The sequence below is a fragment of the Lysinibacillus sp. 10T31 genome (assembly GCF_056394365.1).
Genome location: NZ_JBFTHS010000027.1, coordinates 16340 through 38580, shown reverse-complemented (window position 1 = coordinate 38580; position 22241 = coordinate 16340). Strand labels below are relative to the sequence as shown.

The window sequence follows — 22241 nt, the reverse complement described above, 5'->3', positions numbered from 1 at the left end:
AATTTTTTGTATATATGTGTTAGGAGTACTTATGAAGAGTTAAAAGGTTCTGTTGATTTTAGGTTCAGGAGTACATTAGAAAAAAATAATTACAATACTGCCCAAGCTTCTGCAAGATTTCTAGAGGAGGATTGGTGATTACTAAATGAAGTGGATTATAGTAAAATAGCGTTTTTCATACGCATAGCTATAGAAAGTCTCAAAATTAATGAATAGCAGATTTTTTTTACTTATAAAATTCACTAAATGTTTTTTGAGAAATTGATATGAATATCTATTAATTTGTAAGGAAGACTGGTATTTCTAAAAATATCACAAGTTAAAAAGCTTTCCCTTAAACAGCTCATACAACCTTTTTTATGGTGAGTATGAGCTGTTTCTTTTTGCATTGTGATAAAGTCGACTTTCTTTGAAACAAGTTGTCCCTTCCTCTATAAAAAACTAACTTCCTTCACTGTCAGGCACAGCGATTGAGGGTAAGGTATTAGAGGTCAAAAAAGATCAAGTACGCCTGCACCTATCCATTGATGAGGCACAAAAAAAGGAAGAAGCCACATGGTTCTCACTTGCTACTCCTTATACAGCAGAAGGACATAGTGGCTTTTACAGCCCGCCAGAAGAAGGCGATAGCGTTCATCTTGCCTTCCTGACACACCGGGAGGAAGCAACCGTTGTCCGCCACAGTGTACGAAAGGGCGGCGACTCAAACCCAAAAACAGCTGATCCCAAAACGTCCTACTGAGGCACACCAAAAGGCAAGGACATCAAGCTAGACCCACAATCGGTGACGTTTACTGCACAGGAAGGTGCGATTTTCCTAAAGCTGGATCAGGGAAGCGGAGTAGAAGTACATAGTAAGCATCCGCTTACACTAACAGCCAATGATACGATCACCTTTGCAGGTAAAAGCATCTCTATGAGCGCAACAGAATCCATGCGCTTAACATGTGGCTCCAGCAGTCTTGTTTTTGACGGGATCACCGATATTCAGGGACAGGTTGTCACAATGGAAGGCTCAAACAAAGCACCTGTGACCGTATCTAATACATCGGGAGAAGGCGCTGACCTTGAATCCGCACTAGACGTCATGGGCATGATTCCTATTGGTGGGGGTGATGCTTAATGGCGAAGAAGGGTAAAGGATTCTTCGGAGCACTAGGTAGTGCTTTATGCAGTATCCCTGTTGTAGGAAAAGTTAAAAAAGCGGCTAAAAAGAAAATCAAAAAGGCCAAAAAGAAACTAAAGAAAGCCTTAAAAAAAGCAAAGAAAAAGCTCAAGAAAAAGTTAGGCAAGGTCTTGACAAAAGCCAGGAAGCTAAAAAATAATTTATCCAAGAGCAAATTGGTCAAGAAGTTTAAAAAGGCTGTAAAAAAAGCAGTTAAAAAGGCCAAGAAGTATGTAAAAAAGTTGTAAAGACAGTTAAAAAGGCAGCGAAAACAGCTGTTAAGGCAGTTAAAAAGGCAGTAAAAACAACTGTTAAGGCAGTTAAAACCGCAGCAAAAGCAACTGTTAAGGCGGTTAAAACCGCAGCGAAAACAACTGTTAAGGCGGTTAAAACCGCAGCAAAAGCAACTGTTAAGGCAGTTAAAACCGCAACAAAGGCAGCTGTTAAGGCAGTTAAAACCGCAACGAAAACATTAGTACAAGCAAAGAAAAATGATGTTAATGTGGCAACTAAAAAAACAAGTAAAGCTGCAGCATCAATAGCACAAAAATCAAAGTATATAAATTTAGAAAAATCCTGTCCTGTATCAATTAATTATGAACAACCAGAAAAGAAACCAGGAATAATATTAAAGATACTATCTACAGTTGCAGATTTTGTCCCGTTTCTCGGAAATGCTAAATCTGGTTTTGAGGTGTACAAAGGATACGATCCAATTACAAAGGAAAAATTGAGTGCTACAGAACAAGGAATATCAGCAGCAGGTATCATTTTTGGTGGTATTGCTAAAGTCGGAAAAGGAGGGAAAATTGCCGCTGATTTAATCTCAGAAGGCAAGAACGCGACTAATGTAGCTGAAACAGCTGCAAATTCATCGAAAAATTCGACATCAACTAAAGGGGATATTCCTCAGGGTACGGATAAAGGTGGTACACCAAAAGGTTTTGAAAAGCAAGCTAAATCAGCAAATGATATTAGTAAAAAAGCCAATGAAGGAAAAATTAAATATGCAAGTAACTATCATGGTAGACTTGGAAAAGAAAAAGAATTGGAAATATTATCTAATCCTGATTCGGTTTATGTTGCAGGTAATAATTCACAGAACCTAATTTATATGAAGGGAGGAAATGTAGTAATAGTTGAAAGCAAAGGCAGTTCAAAAGGAAATACAATTACAAGTTATGGACCTGATGGAGCAAGAGGAGAAAGTGGTGCCGCAATCTTTGGTGGTAAGCCCACAGACCCAGGTAAGCCCGTCACACATGACTCAATTGTAAATGGAACTATTCCAACTCCAAGTGGGGGGACCATGCCACCTGCTACGCAAATATTACCATGAAAAAATGAAAATAAATATTAATAATAAACAAATTATAAGTAATACTGATGTAAGATGGTACTTATCGAGTCAAATTATATGGATTGGTAAAGAGAAAAATTACGACGAAATTGAAGAATTAAAAAATAAAAGTTATGGAAGTTTTGAATGGCTGTGGTCTGATTCAGATACTGTATTATTTAATAAGGAAGATTTGAATTTTATAGGAGCAGTAATAAAGTTAAACGAACCAATAATAGTAAAAAGGGGAAAAATGGATAAAGTCTTATTAGAAGAGAGAGAGGGGAACATCAAAATAAGTGAGGAAAGGAATTTCAAATGTAATTTATCGGATTTTACCGAGTACTATATTGAAGAGGATAATTTACTATCCTATTCTGAAAAATGGGACAGAGCAAACCTCTCCATTGAAGTAAAGATAACCTCAGACTTTTCTATTTTTTTACAGAATAACGAGATGATGGGGATTTTGATTTATAATGCTAGTAATCATTTATTACCAGATGTAGTTTACCAAGTCGATGCAAATGAAAATATTGATTCGAACTTATGTATAAAGCTAGGTAGATTTTTTGAATTAATTGAAAAAATCGATAACGATGATTTAACCCAACATGAAGAATTAGAATTAAAAAAAGCATTTTTAGAAATTTACGAAGAAGTATTGCCCTATAATGAACTAAGTTATGTTGCATTAAAAGACACTATAGTAAATGTAGTTGACTATTTGTAATATTGGAAAAATTACCATTGTACTCTATGATATTGGATGGGATATAAGACCTTGTATTTGAATTAATAACACATGAAGGCTAAGCCATCAAGGAGTGCTATTTTAATAATAAAGCAATAAGAGCGAGAATAGGCGAGATGACAATTTACCTTACAAGGACCACTGTATGGGGTGGCATAAGCAACAAACACACGAGATTAAACAAGCTAAAGGGTTTAAACGTTACACTTACCATGTAGTAAAAAAGATGTCATACTTTCAATACTAAAATAACTTATAAAACTTGCAAATATTAATCAACTTATAAAATTTATAAACTTAAAGCACTTGATTGTCTATAACAGGCGACAAGTGCTTTTTTGCATGTTTAAATACGTAAATTGAAAAGATTACGATTATTAAATTAGTGTACTAAGTGTAAAAGTTTATACAAGTACTAGCTTTCAGGGGGAAGAACAGGCGATGGAAATAGAGGTTTCAATAGATAAGTTTGTTATAGATTATAAGGATGTACTACATTCGGCATTTTTACGTGTTTATATGGTCGGAGTGAAGAAATATAAAGTGAAAATGAAGATTTATAGTGGAACAGCTAGATATGAATTACACATGCGGAAAAGTGACGATGTATACATTCAGTGTATTTTAAAAACTTTAGGGAAACAGAAGGACATTTACATACCCTAAGGATTGAAACAAGGCCAGAGCATTACTCACATTTCAGAGAAATACTAGAGATGATAGGGAAGCGGGCAAGCCGAGTAGAATTTGTGAGCTGTGATGTAGGGTATGATATACAAATAGGCTTGGAAAATATAGTGATAATACCGACAGATGCACGGAGGAATATGACACACTTTGATACAACACGGTATTTTGGTAGAAGCGACCAACGTAAACGGAAGGGTTACTGTAGGATTTATGATAAACGGCTAGAATTAGCAAGGAATAAAGGAATTTATTTAGCACATGAAATAAGCCGAGCAGAAGTGGTTTACAAGGTAAATGAGCAAGTGCTGCTTAAAGACCTAATTGAACACCTACCAAAATAGTAGGAACCTTTTTTTGTATGCAAAAAGGTATTCTTCTAAATGAATATCATTTACTGTCGGAGGCAGGTATTCGTCAAGAAAGGCTAAACATACCTTCTCTGTCAGGCACAGCAATTGAAGGTAAGCTATTAGAGGTAAAGAAGGAACAAGTACGCCTGCACCTATCAAGGAGGTTTTTAAATGGTTTATAGTTATGAAGAATATGAAGAATATATTCATGAAGATTATAAAGAGTTAATAGAAGAAAAAATGAGTAGAGGTGAGGCAATAGCAAGAACATTTAATGAGTATGACATGTTGGCCAAAAAAAGTGAAACAGATAAAGCGCTGTTTTGTACAATAATTTCAGAAATATCACTTTCTCATGAGAAAATTCCATATACTTTTAAGAATTATATGGAACAGTCACTAGTTGAATTGGATTTTAAAGTAATTAAGCAAGAGAATAGTTTAACTTCAGAACAATATATCGATTTAATTAATCGAAAAGACTACGTTTTACAAGAGCTGAAAAAAAAACCGTTAGATTATTATCCAAGAGTTTGTTGGTATTACGACGAGTTAATAAAAGAAGTTCAAAAATTTATTAATAATTTTTTGATAGAAAATGAAAATACTGATTCAATAGTTACTACTGTGTTGCAACGATTTGATCGAGATTGTGAAAATACAAAAAGTGAAAAATTCATTATCTATACAACGCTTACTGAAAATTTGTACAACCAAGGATTAACTGGAGTGGATGGTATTGAAGATGTTAAACATGTGTTGCAATCGTTCAGTATCAAAGATGTATCTGATGAGCAATTGACTGAAGATGAACAAGAAAAGTTAGCTGATCGAATTAAAAGTGTTTTATCTAATTTAAAATGAAATTATTTTTTTAACTCGCTAAAAGATAATAAGTTAAAAACTATTTTCTAATATCTTGAGACCATAAACCATACATAACAGTGATTAATTATTGATACATGAGATCTAACTTCAGAACATGTGGTTCTATTAAAGGAAGCAATAAAAGATGCATGAGCTTCAGTTAGAGTAATTTGGTATCCAAAATAAAGACGGTGCTAACAATTAGAGATAATTAACCAAGAAGAGCTTATAGAACGTTTAAAATTGCACCGAGTTTGGATTAAATCAATTGGTGATCAAGGTAAAAAGCTAGGTGTCGATGAAATAGATTTTCGAGGCTCCGATTTAACAGGATATCCATTAAACCAAGCATTTCTGACAGAGTGTAAATTTGACGGGATGAATCTATGTAATATGGATATGTCCTCATCATTGTTATGTTCATCAACATTTAAAAATACAAATATAGTAAATGCTGATTTTTATAAAGCAGATGTATCTTACGCAGATTTTACAAATGCAAATGCCCAAAATGTAAGATTTGCTAAAACAGATTGTTCTGAAGCAATTTTTTAAAAAGCCAATCTAGGGAATTCAAAGCTAATTTCTTGTTCTTTATATCTTACTGATTTTCAAAATGCAAATTTAAAAAATGTAGACATTAGTTTATCTTCATTTGAAGAGACTTTGCTAAAAGGGACAACATTGGCAGGTATTAAAGGTTTAGAAGAGGCGTTAATTAAAAGCATCAATATCGGTACTCAAGAAAATCCAATAATTTTGTTGGGGGAAAAAGCTAGAGAGTGGATACAAAATAAAAGTTTAAATATATAATCTTAAAGTAAAGGGTATATTTAACGTTTAAATAATTATCTATAAATAAGGGGGTTTTAACTTACATCATAATGGGCTGTGGACTGGTTTTAGCAATCTGGCAAAATACAAGGGCTAGCACGAATTGTTTCAATCGTTTTTTAAAGAGGAGCAATAACAATGTTTGAGAAAAAAGTTAGAGCAGTCTTAGGTGCTCGAGCATTATTAGATGATAATGACCCAAGAATTGAGCAAAAATGGGAAGAGTTAATTGTTTTACTAAGTGAAGATGAAAACTTGACTTTGAATTTCTTTCAAGTTTGTACAAAAACAGAACTTTCATTTTTAAGTGAGGTTTTTGAAGAAGTGACATATAATTTGCAAAGTAAAAAGTATATTGAACTACTATACCGCCTAGATCTAAGATACCCAGACTTAAATTTAAAGAGAAGTATTCAAATCGCTGAGGAGTATATGGATTAAATTTGGGACATCAAAGTTTTTGAATCCAAAAATTTAAGCGGAAAAATATTTAGTTTAAACTAGTTTTACATCAAGAAAGATTAATCATGACTCCCAAGCAAACCTTGAATGGCTATATGCTTTTCAAGTTTTTTTAAAATTATACGAAAAACTGTTGGGATGTATATTAAATTTGGATTAATAATTAATGGTGGTCAGCTATGACACATTAAAATGATAACTGTTAAAAAAAGACAATCGAACTTATTTATCGATTATCTTATACATGAGAACAAAGCCTATAATACAAAATAATATTTTAGAGCGTAGAAGGAGAAGTGAAAGTGTGGATATTGATATTCGTGAGATTCGTGACTACTATGACTCTGAAATAAGAGACTATGATTACAATGAATTAGTAAGACTCGGTGTAAGTCATGATAATGCTGAGTTTATGGTCAGTATCGGTGGGCCAGAGGAATATAATGATTTTATGTTCTATGGATCAGATACTTTTCAAAAAATATTAATTGAAGGCGTACAGTATATTAAAATTGGTCATTTTGCAAGTTTCGGTATGCGTAACCCATATGGATTGTATTTTAAAGAAAGTAGCAGTGAATTTTTTACTACTTCATCCCTTCATGAACCTCATTTATATATGAAAAATAAAGATTTGAGGACATTTTTTTGTTCCATTTAATAAAAAATGAATTGGCAATGAAAATGAAACAAGGGAATGAATATAGTACACAAAAATATGCACATGAACTCCAAAAGATGTTTGACCAAATTGATCCCGTAGCAATGAAAGACGTTGAAGGATTCTGGTCACATTTTATAGAAGACTATGAAACAGGTTTGTAGAAATGAATCCATTATTCAACCAATAACACGTATAACCGATGTAATACCCGTATGAATATTTCGTCATTATGGTGTACTCACATCAATACTTTAATTTCGTAACCTAAATAACGCTTTGCTGGGAAAAGCATTTCCATGAGTGTAACAGCATCCATGCGCTTGACATGTGGTTTCAGCAGTTTCGTCCTTGACGGTATCACCGATATACAGGGACAGGTTGTCACAATGGAAGGTTCAATCAAAGCACCTGTGTCCGTGTCAAATACATCGGCAGAAGGCGCTGACCTTGAATACGTACTAGACGTCATGGGCATGATCCCTGGTGGGGGTGGTGCTTAGTGGCGAAGAAGGATAAAGGCTTCTGGGGAACCGTTGATAGTTTCTTTGGTAGTATCTCTGTTGCTAAGAGTGTTAAAAAGGCAGGCAAGTCTTTAAAAAAGAAAATCCAAAAGACGAGTAAATTTGTCAACAATGCTGATGATGTTGTATTCAAACAAAGTTCAATAGATAAGGCATTCAGTAAACAAATATTTAATTGAGACAGGAGTTGTTAAATAGTGAGATTAGTTAATACCTATATCTCAGAGCAAGAATTAAAGAAACAAGAAATTGAAGTAATTTATAATTTATTTATGAAACAATATACTGAAGTAATTGAAGTAAATAGCTATAAATATGATGATCGTAAATATTATGAAACTGATTTTGATTTAATTGACATAGAATTTAAAAAGGAAAATATTAGCAAAGAAATTGATAAGTTGATTAAAGTTCATGAAAAGGTTATTCAGACCATTGATCAAAAAGTAGAAATAATTGTTGCTAATGATGATACCGATGCGGAAATTCAATTATTTGAAAATGATTATAATAATGTATCTGGATTTGGATTGTTTATTACTAATAGAAATATCCAAGAACTTGAATCCTACTATACTTCTGATATTTGTAACGCATATTTGAATTTTGAAAATGTTAGTTTCGGCGTTATCTTCGAATAGCGCTAAACTTTATGTACTATTAAAAACCTCTCCTAAGCCGTACTTGCTCTTCTAAGTTCTCATCCTAACCAACAATAATATAAAAAATCTCTAACTTGATATAGAGATCGAAATGTTAATAAAGGTGCTGAATTTATTGATGTTACTACAGGGAGAAATGGGATGTAAAGAGTTTGGAATCTTATCCTTATAGTCATACTTTACCAAAAAAGGCGCTTTTACTATGGAAAAAATAAAATAAAGAATTTGAATGTGGTCATAATGTGATAATTGACAATAGAAATCTGACCACAGAGCATATTAATCAATTGAAAGTGGCAATATCAGACAAGATTAATTGGTATCCTTAAAAGGAGGTAACCAGCATTAATATTAATAATAAAGAGGAATTAGTTCAGCTTTTAGAATCACATAGATTTTGGGTTGATACTATGGGCTTACAGGGAAAAAAATTAGTTCTTGATGAAGTAGATTTAACAGAAATAGATTTAATAGAATATCCATTACACCAAGCTTATATTACTGATTGTATTTTTAATGGTATGGACTTGATAAAAAAAGACATGCATTCCTCAACTATTTGCTCTTCAAATTTTGTATTCGCAAATCTAGACAATGCTGATTTCTATAAGGCTGATGTTTCTTATGCAAATTTTACAAATACAAATCTTCAAAACGCACGATTTGCTAAAAGTGGTTGTATTGAAACTATATTTAATAATGCAAATTTAAGGAATGCAACATTAGTAGCAGCACTTTTTGATAATGTAGATTTCCGCAATGCTAACCTTCAAAATGCAGATATAAGCGAATCGACATTTGAAAAAGTGTTGTTGAAAGAAGCAAAACTAGAAGGTATAAGAGGACTAGAAGAGGCTATTATTAAAAGCATCAATATTGGCTCACTTGAAGAACCAATATTTTTAGTAGGTGAAGAAGCTAAACAATGGTTACTAAAAAATGCTCAAGATAATAATGTTTTGAAGGGAGAAGATTTAGTATGAACTTTTATAAAAGTAGTAATATAGAGGACTTCTTGACATCCTTAGAGAAGGACTCTTATCCGATGAATCCCTGCAGTAAGGATGATATATCAAAATTAGTAAAATCATCTCCAACTCGAACACTTCCAAAAACTTATTTGGATTTTATGAATAAAGCCGGTAATGGAATTGAATTTTTAGTTGGTACGGATTATTCCATGAAGTATATTTTTGAATTAAAAGAGGGGGCTATTGAACTTTTGGAGGAAAATAATTTCATAAAAAAGCTCACAGATAATCAGTTTATTTTCATGATGCATCAAGGATATATATTCTGGTTTTTTAATCTAAATGATGGGGACGATCCAGCGGTATATTTATGATGAAAGTGTAGAATTAGATGATTTTAATAAAGTCAGTGATACTTTATCAGATTTTTTAATTTCCCTATACAATTGATAGAAGAGTCTAAAAAACATAATGATTTTAACTTGACAATTATTTGATAATTTCAGAAAAGCTTATTTCAACTCGAACGATAAAAAGGAATAAGTATTTTGTAATACTGTTATAACTGCTGCAGTTGATATGAAAATGGGAAAAAAATTTTAATGGTGTCGGCACAGATTTTAGAACAGGAATCCTGAGTTAGTCCATATTATGGGACTTTTTTACATTTCCTTCCGATAGAAGAAAATCGTATTGAATTTATTGATTAAGAGGAGGAGAATTCAAGTTGCATATTAAGAATTACCAAAATATGATAGATAAGTTGGGTTGTTTGGGCCCATGGGCTTATGAAGAAATAGTTGAAATTAAATACAATATTGAACAAGATTATGAGGATAATTATATAACGGTACTTGATCTTACTTTCAAAGTAGAGGTAATAAAGACAAGGCAATGTTTTAAATTGAAGAAAAGATATTACAATGTTTCAAATTTTTCTTTAGAAAAAGTAACAAATCTATATTTAACAAATAGTTTAATTATCCATGATAAAAAAGAGTTAGGATGGGATAGTGATAAAAGATATCATGTTCATGATGATAGCGGATATGGAGAAAATGATGGATATAATTTTATTGAGTTTTATTGTAGTTCTATTGAAGCACTTTCTTTAGAGGAATTTTACTCGACTTCGGCTTAAGAAAATTCTTTGGCAATGAAAAAGTGATAATAAATTTGAATATTTCATCCTTTCTATGTAACGATTTAGACGTTATTAATAAAAGTAAATTTTCAAGGTTTTTCGAAAAACTGATGGATGTATAATTAATAATGTTCAGCTACGTAACTATTGTTGCAAATTGAAATAATAGTAAGAGACTGTGACGAAAGTGTTTCAACTAACAAAAAAACCGAACTATCGAATGAAAAGCTCATGAAATGTTTCGGAATAGTTAGGTTTTTCTATTTATCGTGTTTGTTAATTTAGAGATTTTTGGCTTTATGAAGGAACCCTTTAGTTATGTAACAGCCTCTTATTCCAATAGGTACCGAATTTTTATACTTCCCACTTGATACCTATTTCCTCAAAAGAAATTCTGCTTTCAGCTAACCCTTCTTCATCTTCAGATTCAATCATTTGAATTTCCTCTGCCGTTAAAACAATGGTTTTATAGGGATTGTCTATCTTACGATGGAAGATAGACTTTAGTAGGTTAATTTGTACATTAGTCATTTCAGTAACCTCTTGCCATTCAGCGATAGCAGTTTCTATGTCCATTGTTTGTCTTTCTAAGAGAAAGCCACCGTTTTCAATCATTTCATCAATTTCCTCTTGTGAATAGATTTCCTCGCCAGTTCCCCAAAAAGCAGCAGTAATCATAGGTCTTGTCTCTCCATTAATAACTTCTAACAAATATTGGAGCGTTTCATCTTTGGCTAACTCTTTTACTTCTTCGGGTGCATCCTTAAAGTATTCTAAAGCATTTTTATAGTCTGATACCCTTTTGTTATTATCATTACGAAAGGCGGCTACTAGGTAGTTAGAATGGAATGTTATTGTCCCTCGTGTGCCAGAACTATCCTGTACGTTGTAATTGAAGCCGTCCCAAGACTGTTCGTGAGCAAATTCTGGGAAGTGTGCAATGTTTATTGCGTGAGCGATAGAAGCCAACATACACCCTTTCCAAAGTTCCACTCTATTCCAAGTGATCTTTTTCATAGCTATTCAATCCCTTTCTAGTTTATATAAGTAACATTCTGTCTATCATTATGCAGCTTTCCTAAAAGAGTTAGTTGTCAAAAAAATTGACCTTACGACACGTTTGAAGAATCACTAATTTAGCATTTAGCTTTTTCTTGATTTGGGATTTTTTTATGAAATTCTAATTATCCAAGTAACGTGTCGCCACGCTTTGGAAACTATTGACGTATTGAATAGGGTAAATCCCTTTTCTAACTTATTTGCCTTGTCGCACATTAATGGCTTCGTGTTGTATCCCTTTCATTTTAGCAAAATTCTTATAGTTCGTTGTAGAATCTGTACATAACAAAACTGAGGTGTCGATGTAGTGACCTAATAACCCGTCCATTTCTTGTATATTAATCCGACCCTTGCCTTCCATTTGAGAGAGGACTCCTCTACCATTGTCGTGAGCAATGACCACACATATTTGTTCCTTTGATTTCCCTAGTTTCTTAGCGGCACCACCACGTTTGCGTGGCTCATGGTTACAACTTAAAATTACTCTCTTCATCATAAATGTATTCGCAGTTCGATCGAGTTACATTTCTATACCCCAATGATTAAAGTTTCATTTTATCCTTCTCCTCACACAGTATATCTAACTACTAAATTTCAAATTTTCCCGATCTTCAGGATTATTTTTTTGTCTATTCCAAATAATAGAACTTATGGATGTTGACTTTTTATCTATGGTTTATTAGCATATTTAATGATGAAAAACAACCAATTAATGGTTATATTTCCATATATGTATTTAATACTGGAATATTACTGAAAAAAATAAAATTAATAACAAAATGGTCTTAATAATCGGTGTTATTTAATAGGAAAGCAAAAAATACAAGATTCTGGGATAGAACAAATAAAAGAAATGTAAACAAAGGAGCGAAAAAAATGAATTTTATGGATGAAGAAGTTATTGAGATGACGAAACATGCAAGGCAGAAGAAACGAATGGAGAACATCGAAAACCAATTATTACATACTGATATTGTGAAAGCGATTAAAGATGGTCAGCTCATGATTGAAGATGAAACGATTGAGTTTAAAGAAGTGAGTTTTTATGAGGATCAAATCCGTATGTGTATGCCTGCAACATTTGACGTGATGGAACCTGAATTAATGGATATTAAATATCCTTCCAGTCGTAGACCCGATTATATTTATACAAGCGAAAGTACGTCCATCAATGTCACGCTGAAAATCATGGAACAGCAGATAAAAGCAGAGGAATTAGAAGACTTCACAGAGGCCATGAGGAACATCCTTCAAAAAACGCAGCCAACTGCAAAAATGTTGGATATCGGTATGAATGAAGTTAACGATCTACAAATTGGCTATTTTGATTTCATTACGCCAGCACTAGATAACAAGATTTATAATTTAATGTTTTTGTTTAGAGTAGGCGAGAATGTGACGATGGGTTCGGTAAATTGTTTGAAAAAAGAGATGAATATTTGGAAACCTATTGCTTACGGCATGATGGAATCTATCTATGTTGAAAACAAATTATTAGATGGAGAAGGTGTTGTCGAATGAATAAGGAAACAGCCTTAACGTATAAAGATATAATCGTGATGCCCTATAATATTCGCGTCGATCAAATCGAAATTACGCAACAAATGAATGAGCATGCTACATTGCATTTGACGGGCGTGATTCCAGATGAACTCGAAGATTCCTATGTATATATGACCGATGCAGAAACGGCTATTGAAGTATTGCAAATCGGTAGTGGTGGACAAACTACTCCTATTTTTAACGGGCTGGCGTTAGATGTACAAGTGAAATCGGTTTTGGGCACCTATTATTTGGAGGTTAAAGCAGTTTCGCATACGTATGTGTTAGATGTTAGTAAGATAAACCAAACTTATCAAAATGCGAGTATGCCCTATAGTGAATTAATAAATGCATGTATTGCCGATCAAAAAGGTGCAGATTTCATGGATTATGTCACTAAGGGTGCTAGTATTGGCCGTTTCACGATGCAATATATAGAGACAGATTGGGAGTTTCTTAAACGAATGGCATCGCGATTTCATACAGGCCTGGTGCCAGATACGGTTCATTCAGCCGCAAAGTTTTACTTCGGTGTACCGTTTCAAGCTGGGGGCACACAGAAAATGGAGGCCATCAATTATCGAGTTAAAAAGGCGATCGGCAATTTCCTTGTATCCAGTAAAAATCATCTCGACGGTATTACCGATAGTGACTATATGTACTATGAAGTAGAATCGTTTCAACCATTCAAAATAGGCAATGAAGTGACGTTCCAATCAAAAAAATTGTATGTCTATAAAATCTACTCAACTTTAAAAGATGGCTTGTTCAAGCATATCTACACGTTAACACCTCAGAACGGCTTCAGTGTTCATACTACTTATAATCAAGCTATTATCGGTGCCTCTATTCAAGGAAAAGTAATTGATGTTGCGGGGGACAAAATTCGTATTCATGTCGATTTCGATGAGGGTCAAGATAAAGATACGGCTTATTGGTTTCCATATTCAACGATCTATGCATCAGAAGATAATACAGGTTGGTACTTCATGCCAGAGCTATCTGATAACGTGAGAATCTATTTCCCAGGCAATCGTGAGGATGAAGGGATTGCGATTAGTTCCGTATCAAAAGCGCCTCCACAATCTGGTTCGATGTTAGCAGCAACGAATCCGCCTAGCCCAAGCGGTGGTGGAAGTGCCGGTGCTAGTGGCGGAGGCGGAGGTGGCGGCGGATCAAGACCTGCACCACCAGAGGATAGTCGCCAAGATCCAGCGCGAATGGCTGATCCAGATGTCAAAACACTTAGAACGAAGCACGGTAAACAAATTCTACTTGCACCCGATCGTATTGTCATATCTGGTGGAGGATTAATGATTTCGCTTATGGATGATAATGGGATATCCATCATAAGTGATAAAAATATTACCTTACAAGCAACAGATAAAGTTGCCATCAATGCGAAGCAAATTATGATTAATGCGACCGAGAAAATAGAGATGATTTGTAAAGACAGTTCAATCAAGATGGAAGACAAAATGGAGATCAAAGGAACAGAAGTACGAGCAAATTAATGAGGATGTGGACGCATGAAACGAGAAGAAGCAATACAGCATTTTATGGATGAATGCGTGTCAGTTCATATCAGCCGATTACAAGAGAAGGTTGATCGACAGTTTCGCCAAGAGAAGGAAATCTTACTAAAACCAATCATAAACTCGCTTGAACAGCTGTTTGCAAATATTAGAGATCAACAAGAGCAGGAAAGGTTAGCGCCAGTTGCCTTTATTCATTTTTCATTGCTGCGAACATCATTACTAGATAACAAGTGTACGTATTTGCTAGAAGCGTATGGAGAAAAATGGTACTACGACTGGGGAGAATGTACGGCACAGTATGAAGCGGATTGGCTTAGTGAGGCAATTATAGATTTACACAAAACGCTTGAAAAAGAAAGAAAGCCATATCTCTCCATCCAAGCAGCTGACGTTCGAGGAATTATTCAACAGACTGTGATTCTGTTTCATCAGTATATTATTCAATTGGTACGCTATCTCTTCCGTTATCAACAAGAAAGCGTACCTGAAATAGACTTTCAACGAGCCGCGTGCTTGCGATTTCGTGTCGGGGAATATAAAGGATTTAGTGAAGATGTTGCGATGCTCGACGAACGGGAACGGGTGGAAGAAAATCTTGTCTCATGGTTAGAGCAAAATGAGATGGATAAATCGTATACGTTTGAAAACTTCTCGAGCCTACCACTACAGCAAAAACATTTCAAAGAAATGGACTTTTCCTATGCGAATTTCAATGGCAGTGACTTAGAAGGGGCTTCATTGAAACAAAGTGTTTGCGTCGGTACTAGTTTTGTAGATTGTAGCTTAGCGAATGTTGATTTTTCCTATGCAGCCATTCAAGATGCTGATTTTCGAAATGCCAATTTAGCAGGTGCTAATTTTACGCATGCACAGGGAAAAACGCTGCTGCTTCCCGATGACGAAGTTGCATGTTACCTAGGCACTGATTTCAGTCATGCGAATTTGCAAAATGCAAAATTTGAGTTTGCGCAGATCGCAGGCGCCAATTTTACAGGTGCTAATTTAAAAGGAGCTACCTTCTTTAAACGTGATCAAGAGAAGTGTCTATTTAGCCCAGACCAGATAAAAGACATTCATTGGATTCATTAACGTTGAAATCAATAGAAATGATAGTTATAGGAGGAAAAGATGGAGTATTTTATTGTTCGACAAGATCAAAGTATTACAAATCCAATTATTCCTTTCAAGACAGACCTCGATGATAACTTTATCTGTTCATCTGTATTCGGGGAAGTAATAGAAAAAGAGAATGCGGTATATCTGGATTATTTAGAGAAGCCTCGAAGAATCGTGTCGGATGATTTAAAAGGATTGTTAGTGAAATACGAGGATAATTTAGAATTTACAGCTATTGTCTTTACGGATGTGAAGAAAGGAACACAGCGCGTGCATTGGCTTATGGACATTGTAAAGAAGAACTGTATTTCCGATGAGACTGCTTATTATCCAGATGGACAAATAAAGGAGCTCGTAATTGACCCGAAGAAAGTGGAACTGGATTGTATTTTTCAAGTCGACGGCAAAAAGGAATCGTTCACCATCGTCAATTTAGACGTGGCAGAAAGTATGTTGCGACGACCATATCTCGGGATTCAGTTGCAACGAGTAAAACTACAAGGACGATAGATCATTCTAATAAATCATTCCAAAACACTGTCGTAGTTTGAAACAGTGTTCAATCGATACGAAAGGAAGGATAGTCAATGGCTCAAGTTGTAGAAAGTTTGGAAACAGAAGGTTCGGAACAGGAGCAATTTAGTTATGTGGTACATGGCGCCATCATTTCATGTGAGCATGGTAGCCACCTCAATTATTTAAATTTGCCGCAAGACCATGGCGTTTATATTAAAGAGAAAGCCGTCATGAATGTAGGGGATCGAAACCCTGACAACATCCCAACCTTTGGTGTTTGTTTACAGTTGCAAAAGCCGTGTACGCCAACATGTTCCATTGATTGGATGGAAGGAATGGAAAATGTCAATATCGAGGGGAAGCAAGCGTTATTAAGCCGCTGCCATACCCAATGCTCAGCAGGTGGAGGCAAAATCGAAATTATTCATGACGGGCAAGAGGAAATAGAAATACCGAAACAAGGTTTTTAAAAGACAAAGTTGATGGAAAGGAGGTAAGTAATGAAATCGCTAGAAGAAAAGGAAGTACACATGATTAGTACGTATGAGGATCTTGTGCTCGAATGGCCTTATTCACTTATTCATTTAGATAAACTAACTATCAAACATAAGGGCAATGACCATGCGAGATTGTACTTTACGGGAATGATCGCTGAAGAGCAAGCGCAAAAGTATATTCAGCGGGTCAATCATACAGATGAAGTGGTTGTGAAATTTGGACGAGAAAGTGCCATATTGTTCTCAGGAAGAATTGAAAATGCAGAGTTGCAGGCATCACAAGGAGTGCACTATGTCTCCGTTGAGGCTGTATCATTTACTGCAGATATGGATATTGCGAAGCGCTCACGTTCTTTTCAAGATGCCAATATGACGTATGTACAATTAATAAATAACATCGTGAAAGCCTATCCTAACGGGGATTACATCGACCAAGCTTCTAACGGTCAAGCTATTGGTAGTATCGCGATTCAATACTTAGAAACAGATTGGGAATTTATTAAAAGAATGGCCTCTCATTTGCACGCAGTTGTTTTTCCAGATTTAAAAGGAAAAGGTGCTCGATTCTGGCTTGGTACACCTCAAAGTAGGAAAAGCATAAAAATCGACCATTTGCCTTCTATAGTACGTATGGACGTCGATGCGTATCGCTTGATTACTGAAAATGATGGTACGGATGTGAGTGAAGCAGATTATACATTTTGTGAGTTTGAAAGCACGGAGCCCCATGAGTTGGGCACGTTGGTGCAATTCAAGGGAAGTTCCTATGTCGTAACGGTTAGAGAAACCCATCTTGATGGGGGTGTGTTGAAGTTTCAATATACTGCCCAACCAGAGAAAAGTATTCGTCAGCGATTAGCACGCAATTTAGACCTCATTGGCGCAGCATTTACAGGAAAGATCATTGATGTCACGCAAAACACCGTTAAAATTCATTTAGATATAGATAAAAGCCAGGACCAAGCAAAAGCACATTGGTTTGCTTATTCAGCAGATGCCAATGGCGTTATGTATTTAATGCCTCAAATAGGTGCGCGTGCTCAATTGCATTTTCCTAGTGCAGTTGAAGAAGAAGCCATCGTTATCAGCTCGGTGCGTGTGAGTCCAGCCACACCAGAGGGCGGGCAAAAGCAGACGAAGAAAATGGCGGACACTACCGTTAAATCATTGGCGACCAATGTTGGGAAAGATGTGACATTAGGTGTTGGTGATATTACCTTTAGTGCAGTAGATGGCGTATTGGACTTAAAGATGGATGATGGAGATGGTGTAACATTTCAAAGTAACAGTACCATCATTCTAGCGGCAGATGAAACTCTCGAAATTAGTGGAATGAAAGAGCTTGCCGTAGAAGCGGAAGAATGGATTGCGATATCAGCGAAGGAACAAAGTCATGTGATTATGGCCGCTGACACACAATTAATTAGTACGCTCATTGATCAAGAAGGTATAGAGAAGCAGAGTCAACCACCGAAGTTAAATGAAGAAGCCATCGAAGCTATGAGTAAAGTTGACTTAATTTTCCCGCAAAAGGCAGAAGAGAAAAAAGAGAAAAAAGGCTGGTTTAGTAGTTTAGTAGATGGCGTAAGTGCAGCATTGGATGTTGCTGGATTTATTCCTGTCATAGGAACATTTGCAGATATTGCGAATGCTGGAATTAGCTTGGCAAGAGGGAATTACATGGATGCAGCCATGAACTTAGTAGGTGCGGTCCCATTAGTTGGTGATGCCGCCAAGGCAGCCTACAAGGTCAAAAAAGGGGCAAAACTCTTAGATAAAGCTGCTGATGTCGCAAAAGGAGCGAATAAGGTAGCTGATGCATCAAAAGTAATAAAAGGAATGAAAGCTGCTTACACAAAAGTGTCTAAAACGCTAGATGCAGTATCGGCGCTAGCCAACAAAGGATCTAAGGCCGTGAAGACGGCAGCAGATAAAGTTGTCTCATCGATGGATGAATTGCTCGGTGTATCGAAGGTATTAGACGGTATGAAGGATATGGCCAAGGACGCGCTAAAGAAATTTAATCGTAAAGGATCAAAGAAGCAAAAGTGTACAGATGGGCCAAGTAAAAAAGATAGACATTCATGTGGAGATCCTGTTGATACAATTACCGGGCGTATGATTTATGAAGGTATCGACTTTGAACTACCTGGACCTATCCCCCTTTCATGGGAACGCGCTTGGTACAGTGATAGTAGTCGCATTGGCTTATCAGGTCATGGTATGCACTTTACATATGATCTAGCCTTAGAAATTTTTGAAGAAGAAGACCTGATTGGGATAGTTGTAACGGATGGTCGCGCGATAGGATTTCCAATTTTACCAATAAACTTGCCGTATTTTAACAAACGAGAAAGAATGACCTTAACAAATACAGGTGAGGAGTATCATCTATTTGAGCATGATACACGATTGATTTATGTATTTGAACAAACAACAGAGACAACATACCGATTAAAAGAAGTAAGAAATGAGCAAGCGCATCATATTCAATTTGCGTATAACCTTAAAGGGTTCCTTTCCCAAGTAATAGACAGTGTTGGTAGAGTGCTCGAAGTTACGACCAATGAGGTAGGCAGAATGACAGAAGTCGCCCTACGTAACCAGATGAGTCGTGAAGTCTTAGTTCGCTATGATTACAATGATGGACAAGATTTAATCGAAATCCAAGATGCGTTAGGGCAAAGTACGCATTTAAAATATGTTAATCATTTGATGATGCAAAAAACAGATCGCAATAAAAATAGCTTCTTCTGGCGCTATGATGGCCCAACCACAGGTGCACGATGCATCAAAACATGGGGAGATGGCAATGTCCTTGCTTATGAGCTTTCTTATCACGAGGGCTATAACGAAATTACGAATAGCCTAGGTCATAAGAGTTATTACTATTTTAACGAAGATAACCTCTGTACGAAAATTGTTCACCCAGATGGTAGTGAAGTTAGCTATCAATATAATGAGGACTTTGAATTACTGCAAGAAGTAGATGAAGATGGTCGTGTGACGACATATAACTATGATGAATGGGCAAATCCAGTGACGATTACTCTTGCAGATGGCAGTACCGTATCCTCTCAATACGATGAGAAGGATAGGCTGATTCAGGCAGTTAACGCGGAGGGCGGAAGTCGTCAGTGGATTTATAATGAAGATAGTACATTACAGGCAAATGTTTTAGAAGATGGCACAAAGACTGAATTTTCCTATAATGAACAATATTTAATTAAAACGGTGACAAATGCGCAAGGCCATGTGGTAAGCTTATCTTATGATGCTGATCTGAACTTAAGTCAGGTGACATTGCCAGACGGGACAAGTTCGACATGGGCGTATGACCGTCGTGGGAACTGCACAACAACCACAAATCCGCTAGGAGCCACAGAGAAATTCCGTTACGATAACTTGAATCGTCTTGTACGGGCAAATCTATCCGATGGAAACGACGTTCAATTAAAGTACGATGCCTATGATGATGTTGTTTTTGCAAAAGATAACCATACGCAGGTAGCCTTTGATTATACCATTCTCGGCAGCTTAATGTCTCGAGAACAAGGTGGAAAGAAAGTTAAGTTCAACTATGATACAGAAGAGCAGTTAACCGCTGTCATCAATGAAAAAGGCGAAGCGTATCAGTTTGAACGTGATACGAAAGGAAATATCATAAAGGAAATCGGCTTTGATGAGCTTACAAGAACGTATGAGCGAAGTCTGGCAGGATTAGTTCAGAGAATTCAACGTCCGGGTGGTCGTTGGACAGCGTACCAGCATGATGGCCTTGGGAATATCATTCGTGCTGATTATTATGATGACACCTGGGAAACGTTTGGTTATGACAAAAATGGTTCTTTAATTGAGACTGAAAATGAGCATGTGACCATAAAGATGGATCGAGACCCATCTGGTCAAGTGATCAAAGAGTGGCAAAATGACCATTGGATTGCGAGTAGCTATGATGAAATAGGTAAATGTTCACAGATTACGAGTAGCTTAGGCGCAAAAATCGATGTCGCTCGTAATGAAATGGGCAATGTTTCACAAATCACAGCCTCTCGGTCAGAGCAAGAAAACTGGGCAGCAGTGATGCAGTACAATGAACTCGGTCAAGAGATTGAGAGAATCTTACCAGGAGATGTCATCAGTAAATGGCAGTATGATGTAGCAGGTAGACCAACACATCATCGAATAAGTAGCCAAAACCGCGATACAAGAAGACGTGCTTATAATTGGGACGTCAACAATCGATTACGAAGCATGGTAAACGAGTTAACAGGTGTAAAAGTTACCTATGGTTATGATGAGTTCAGTAACCTCGTTTGGTCCAATCAAGGCGGTCAATTTGACTTCTTACACCGCAGTGTCGACGATGTCGGGAATTTGTATGAAACGAAAGAAAAGACAGATCGTGTCTATGGTGCCGGAAGTCGATTGCTTGAAACGAAAGAGGCAACATTCTCTTATGATGAGGAAGGAAATCTGGTTCAAAAAGTCGAAAAGAATGGTGGTACGTGGAAGTACGAATATAATGGAAATGGAATGATGTCGAAAGCTGTACTTTTTTCACAGAGCAAATTGGTGAGAGAGGTAACGTTTAAGTATGATTCACTTGGTAGGCGTATTGAGAAGAGTTATGATGGTAAGACTACTCATTTTGTTTGGGATGGAAATAAGATTCTGCATGAGTGGGTAGAAGATGATGGTTATACTTGTGAAGGCAGTAAAGCTTCCACTAAAAATGTAAATCAACATCCAAATGATATTGCCAAGAGTCTTGTAACTTGGGTTTTTGAGCCAGATACGTTTATTCCATCGGCTAAAATTACGAGTGAAGGTAATTTTAGCATTATCAGTGATTACCTTGGTACGCCAGTTGAAGCATATGATACAGAAGGTAAGCAAGTTTGGTCCAGTGAGTTAGATATTTATGGTAGAGTGAAAGAACTTACTGGAGACAAGCACTTTGTACCATTTCGTTTTCAAGGTCAGTATGAGGATTTTGAGACTGGGCTTTACTACAACAGGTTCAGATATTACGACCCTAGTATAGGGATGTATACTCAAATTGATCCGATTGGTCTTGATGGTGGTTTTACTCTTTATTCTTACACAAAAAATACACTCATTGAAATTGACGAATTTGGGCTAGCAGGAAATCCATATAGGAGAAAAAGTGGACAATATGCTAAAAAACCTGGAAGAAAACCGAAACCTAAGGCTAGTATTCATGGAAATAGCAGAAATTCTCCTGCAGTAGTTGCACTTTATGCAATGTATGATGATCAAGCTAATTTTCAAAAGTGGGGTATAACCCAAGAAGTTGATGACTTGACTAAGCGATATGGTACTGAATTGCCAAAAGGGTGGACTGTTGAAGAATTGCGTCGAGGAAGTCGCTCTGACATGTTGGATTTGGAAAAAGAATTATCTGAGAAAAATCCAGGGAAGCTTAATAAAGAAAAACACGCAGGCAGTAAACTAGGTGAAGCATTAAGCCCCAAAGCGCAGAAAATATATGAGAGGGCAGGAAGCCCATGTCCACATTCATAGTGA

At 36.1% G+C, this 22241-nt stretch carries 26 protein-coding genes and 2 pseudogenes; 26 read left to right on the top strand and 2 right to left on the bottom strand.

The window, feature by feature from the left end:
* Nucleotides 1-454: 454 nt before the first annotated feature.
* The 20 genes and pseudogenes from AC1DCY_RS16380 (at nt 455) to AC1DCY_RS16285 (ending at nt 10420) form a co-directional block, all read left to right on the top strand.
* Nucleotides 455-742: a phage baseplate assembly protein V gene (locus AC1DCY_RS16380; protein ID WP_477351866.1), complete on the top strand. Its 288-nt coding sequence runs from the start codon at nt 455-457 to the stop codon at nt 740-742.
* Nucleotides 743-784: 42 nt separating this feature from the next.
* Nucleotides 785-1123 (top strand): hypothetical protein, encoded by a 339-nt coding sequence (locus AC1DCY_RS16375; RefSeq protein ID WP_477351810.1) that lies wholly within the window; start codon nt 785-787, stop codon nt 1121-1123.
* Nucleotides 1123-1413, top strand: a complete 291-nt coding sequence (locus AC1DCY_RS16370) for a hypothetical protein (protein ID WP_477351808.1) — start codon at nt 1123-1125, stop codon at nt 1411-1413. Before AC1DCY_RS16375 ends, AC1DCY_RS16370 begins: the two co-directional genes overlap by 1 nt.
* Before the next feature lie 254 nt (nt 1414-1667).
* Nucleotides 1668-2504: a pre-toxin TG domain-containing protein gene (locus AC1DCY_RS16365; protein ID WP_477351806.1), complete on the top strand. Its 837-nt coding sequence runs from the start codon at nt 1668-1670 to the stop codon at nt 2502-2504.
* A complete protein-coding gene (locus tag AC1DCY_RS16360; protein ID WP_477351874.1) occupies nt 2443-3237 on the top strand; it encodes a hypothetical protein in 795 nt (264 codons plus the stop codon). The genes AC1DCY_RS16365 and AC1DCY_RS16360 overlap by 62 nt, the downstream gene beginning before the upstream one ends.
* Before the next feature lie 462 nt (nt 3238-3699).
* Nucleotides 3700-3924, top strand: a complete 225-nt coding sequence (locus AC1DCY_RS16355) for a hypothetical protein (RefSeq protein ID WP_477351804.1) — start codon at nt 3700-3702, stop codon at nt 3922-3924.
* Between the two features lie 382 nt (nt 3925-4306).
* Nucleotides 4307-4480 (top strand): hypothetical protein, encoded by a 174-nt coding sequence (locus AC1DCY_RS16350; protein WP_477351802.1) that lies wholly within the window; start codon nt 4307-4309, stop codon nt 4478-4480.
* Nucleotides 4470-5162 (top strand): Imm3 family immunity protein, encoded by a 693-nt coding sequence (locus AC1DCY_RS16345; protein ID WP_477351800.1) that lies wholly within the window; start codon nt 4470-4472, stop codon nt 5160-5162. The genes AC1DCY_RS16350 and AC1DCY_RS16345 overlap by 11 nt, the downstream gene beginning before the upstream one ends.
* A 246-nt stretch (nt 5163-5408) precedes the next feature.
* On the top strand, nt 5409-5720 hold the full coding sequence (locus tag AC1DCY_RS16340; RefSeq protein WP_477351798.1) for a pentapeptide repeat-containing protein: 312 nt from the start codon (nt 5409-5411) through the stop codon (nt 5718-5720).
* A 15-nt stretch (nt 5721-5735) separates the two neighbouring features.
* Nucleotides 5736-5810, top strand: a pseudogene (locus AC1DCY_RS16335) (hypothetical protein); the annotation flags it as partial.
* Between the two features lie 39 nt (nt 5811-5849).
* Nucleotides 5850-5978 (top strand): hypothetical protein, encoded by a 129-nt coding sequence (locus AC1DCY_RS16330; protein WP_477351796.1) that lies wholly within the window; start codon nt 5850-5852, stop codon nt 5976-5978.
* Nucleotides 5979-6137: 159 nt separating this feature from the next.
* Nucleotides 6138-6440 (top strand): hypothetical protein, encoded by a 303-nt coding sequence (locus AC1DCY_RS16325; RefSeq protein WP_477351794.1) that lies wholly within the window; start codon nt 6138-6140, stop codon nt 6438-6440.
* 325 nt (nt 6441-6765) lie between these two features.
* Nucleotides 6766-7122 (top strand): hypothetical protein, encoded by a 357-nt coding sequence (locus tag AC1DCY_RS16320; RefSeq protein WP_477351792.1) that lies wholly within the window; start codon nt 6766-6768, stop codon nt 7120-7122.
* Entirely contained in the window at nt 7110-7286 is a 177-nt protein-coding gene (locus tag AC1DCY_RS16315) for a hypothetical protein (protein WP_477351790.1), read from the top strand. The genes AC1DCY_RS16320 and AC1DCY_RS16315 overlap by 13 nt, the downstream gene beginning before the upstream one ends.
* A 153-nt stretch (nt 7287-7439) precedes the next feature.
* Entirely contained in the window at nt 7440-7625 is a 186-nt protein-coding gene (locus tag AC1DCY_RS16310) for a hypothetical protein (RefSeq protein ID WP_477351789.1), read from the top strand.
* Nucleotides 7625-7825: a hypothetical protein gene (locus AC1DCY_RS16305; protein WP_477351787.1), complete on the top strand. Its 201-nt coding sequence runs from the start codon at nt 7625-7627 to the stop codon at nt 7823-7825. Before AC1DCY_RS16310 ends, AC1DCY_RS16305 begins: the two co-directional genes overlap by 1 nt.
* A gap of 18 nt (nt 7826-7843) precedes the next feature.
* Nucleotides 7844-8287, top strand: coding sequence for a hypothetical protein (locus AC1DCY_RS16300; protein WP_477351785.1), 444 nt, complete (start codon nt 7844-7846; stop codon nt 8285-8287).
* Nucleotides 8288-8718: 431 nt separating this feature from the next.
* Complete coding sequence (locus AC1DCY_RS16295) at nt 8719-9291, top strand: pentapeptide repeat-containing protein (RefSeq protein WP_477351783.1); 573 nt, start codon at nt 8719-8721, stop codon at nt 9289-9291.
* On the top strand, nt 9288-9653 hold the full coding sequence (locus AC1DCY_RS16290; protein WP_477351781.1) for an SMI1/KNR4 family protein: 366 nt from the start codon (nt 9288-9290) through the stop codon (nt 9651-9653). The genes AC1DCY_RS16295 and AC1DCY_RS16290 overlap by 4 nt, the downstream gene beginning before the upstream one ends.
* Before the next feature lie 353 nt (nt 9654-10006).
* Entirely contained in the window at nt 10007-10420 is a 414-nt protein-coding gene (locus AC1DCY_RS16285; protein WP_477351779.1) for a hypothetical protein, read from the top strand.
* A gap of 357 nt (nt 10421-10777) precedes the next feature.
* On the opposite strand, the gene AC1DCY_RS16280 is transcribed toward AC1DCY_RS16285, so the two are convergent.
* The gene (locus AC1DCY_RS16280) at nt 10778-11440 is read right to left on the bottom strand and encodes a hypothetical protein (protein WP_477351777.1); all 663 of its coding nucleotides are present in this window, start codon (nt 11438-11440) and stop codon (nt 10778-10780) included.
* 166 nt (nt 11441-11606) lie between these two features.
* A pseudogene (locus AC1DCY_RS16275) lies at nt 11607-11942 on the bottom strand (IS1595 family transposase); the annotation flags it as partial.
* A 416-nt stretch (nt 11943-12358) separates the two neighbouring features.
* Between AC1DCY_RS16275 and AC1DCY_RS16270 the strand changes: the two are divergent.
* The 6 genes from AC1DCY_RS16270 to AC1DCY_RS16245 all read left to right on the top strand — a co-directional run bounded on the left by AC1DCY_RS16270 (nt 12359) and on the right by AC1DCY_RS16245 (nt 22238).
* A complete protein-coding gene (locus tag AC1DCY_RS16270; RefSeq protein WP_477351775.1) occupies nt 12359-13003 on the top strand; it encodes a hypothetical protein in 645 nt (214 codons plus the stop codon).
* A complete protein-coding gene (locus AC1DCY_RS16265) occupies nt 13000-14538 on the top strand; it encodes a phage baseplate assembly protein V (protein ID WP_477351773.1) in 1539 nt (512 codons plus the stop codon). Before AC1DCY_RS16270 ends, AC1DCY_RS16265 begins: the two co-directional genes overlap by 4 nt.
* Before the next feature lie 15 nt (nt 14539-14553).
* Entirely contained in the window at nt 14554-15651 is a 1098-nt protein-coding gene (locus AC1DCY_RS16260) for a pentapeptide repeat-containing protein (protein ID WP_477351771.1), read from the top strand.
* Nucleotides 15652-15690: 39 nt separating this feature from the next.
* Complete coding sequence (locus AC1DCY_RS16255; RefSeq protein WP_477351769.1) at nt 15691-16188, top strand: hypothetical protein; 498 nt, start codon at nt 15691-15693, stop codon at nt 16186-16188.
* A gap of 77 nt (nt 16189-16265) precedes the next feature.
* The gene (locus tag AC1DCY_RS16250; protein WP_477351767.1) at nt 16266-16664 is read left to right on the top strand and encodes a DUF4280 domain-containing protein; all 399 of its coding nucleotides are present in this window, start codon (nt 16266-16268) and stop codon (nt 16662-16664) included.
* 30 nt (nt 16665-16694) lie between these two features.
* Nucleotides 16695-22238 carry an RHS repeat-associated core domain-containing protein gene (locus AC1DCY_RS16245; RefSeq protein WP_477351765.1) on the top strand — a complete coding sequence of 1848 codons (5544 nt, stop codon included), beginning with the start codon at nt 16695-16697 and terminating at the stop codon, nt 22236-22238.
* The last annotated feature ends 3 nt before the right edge of the window (nt 22239-22241 follow it).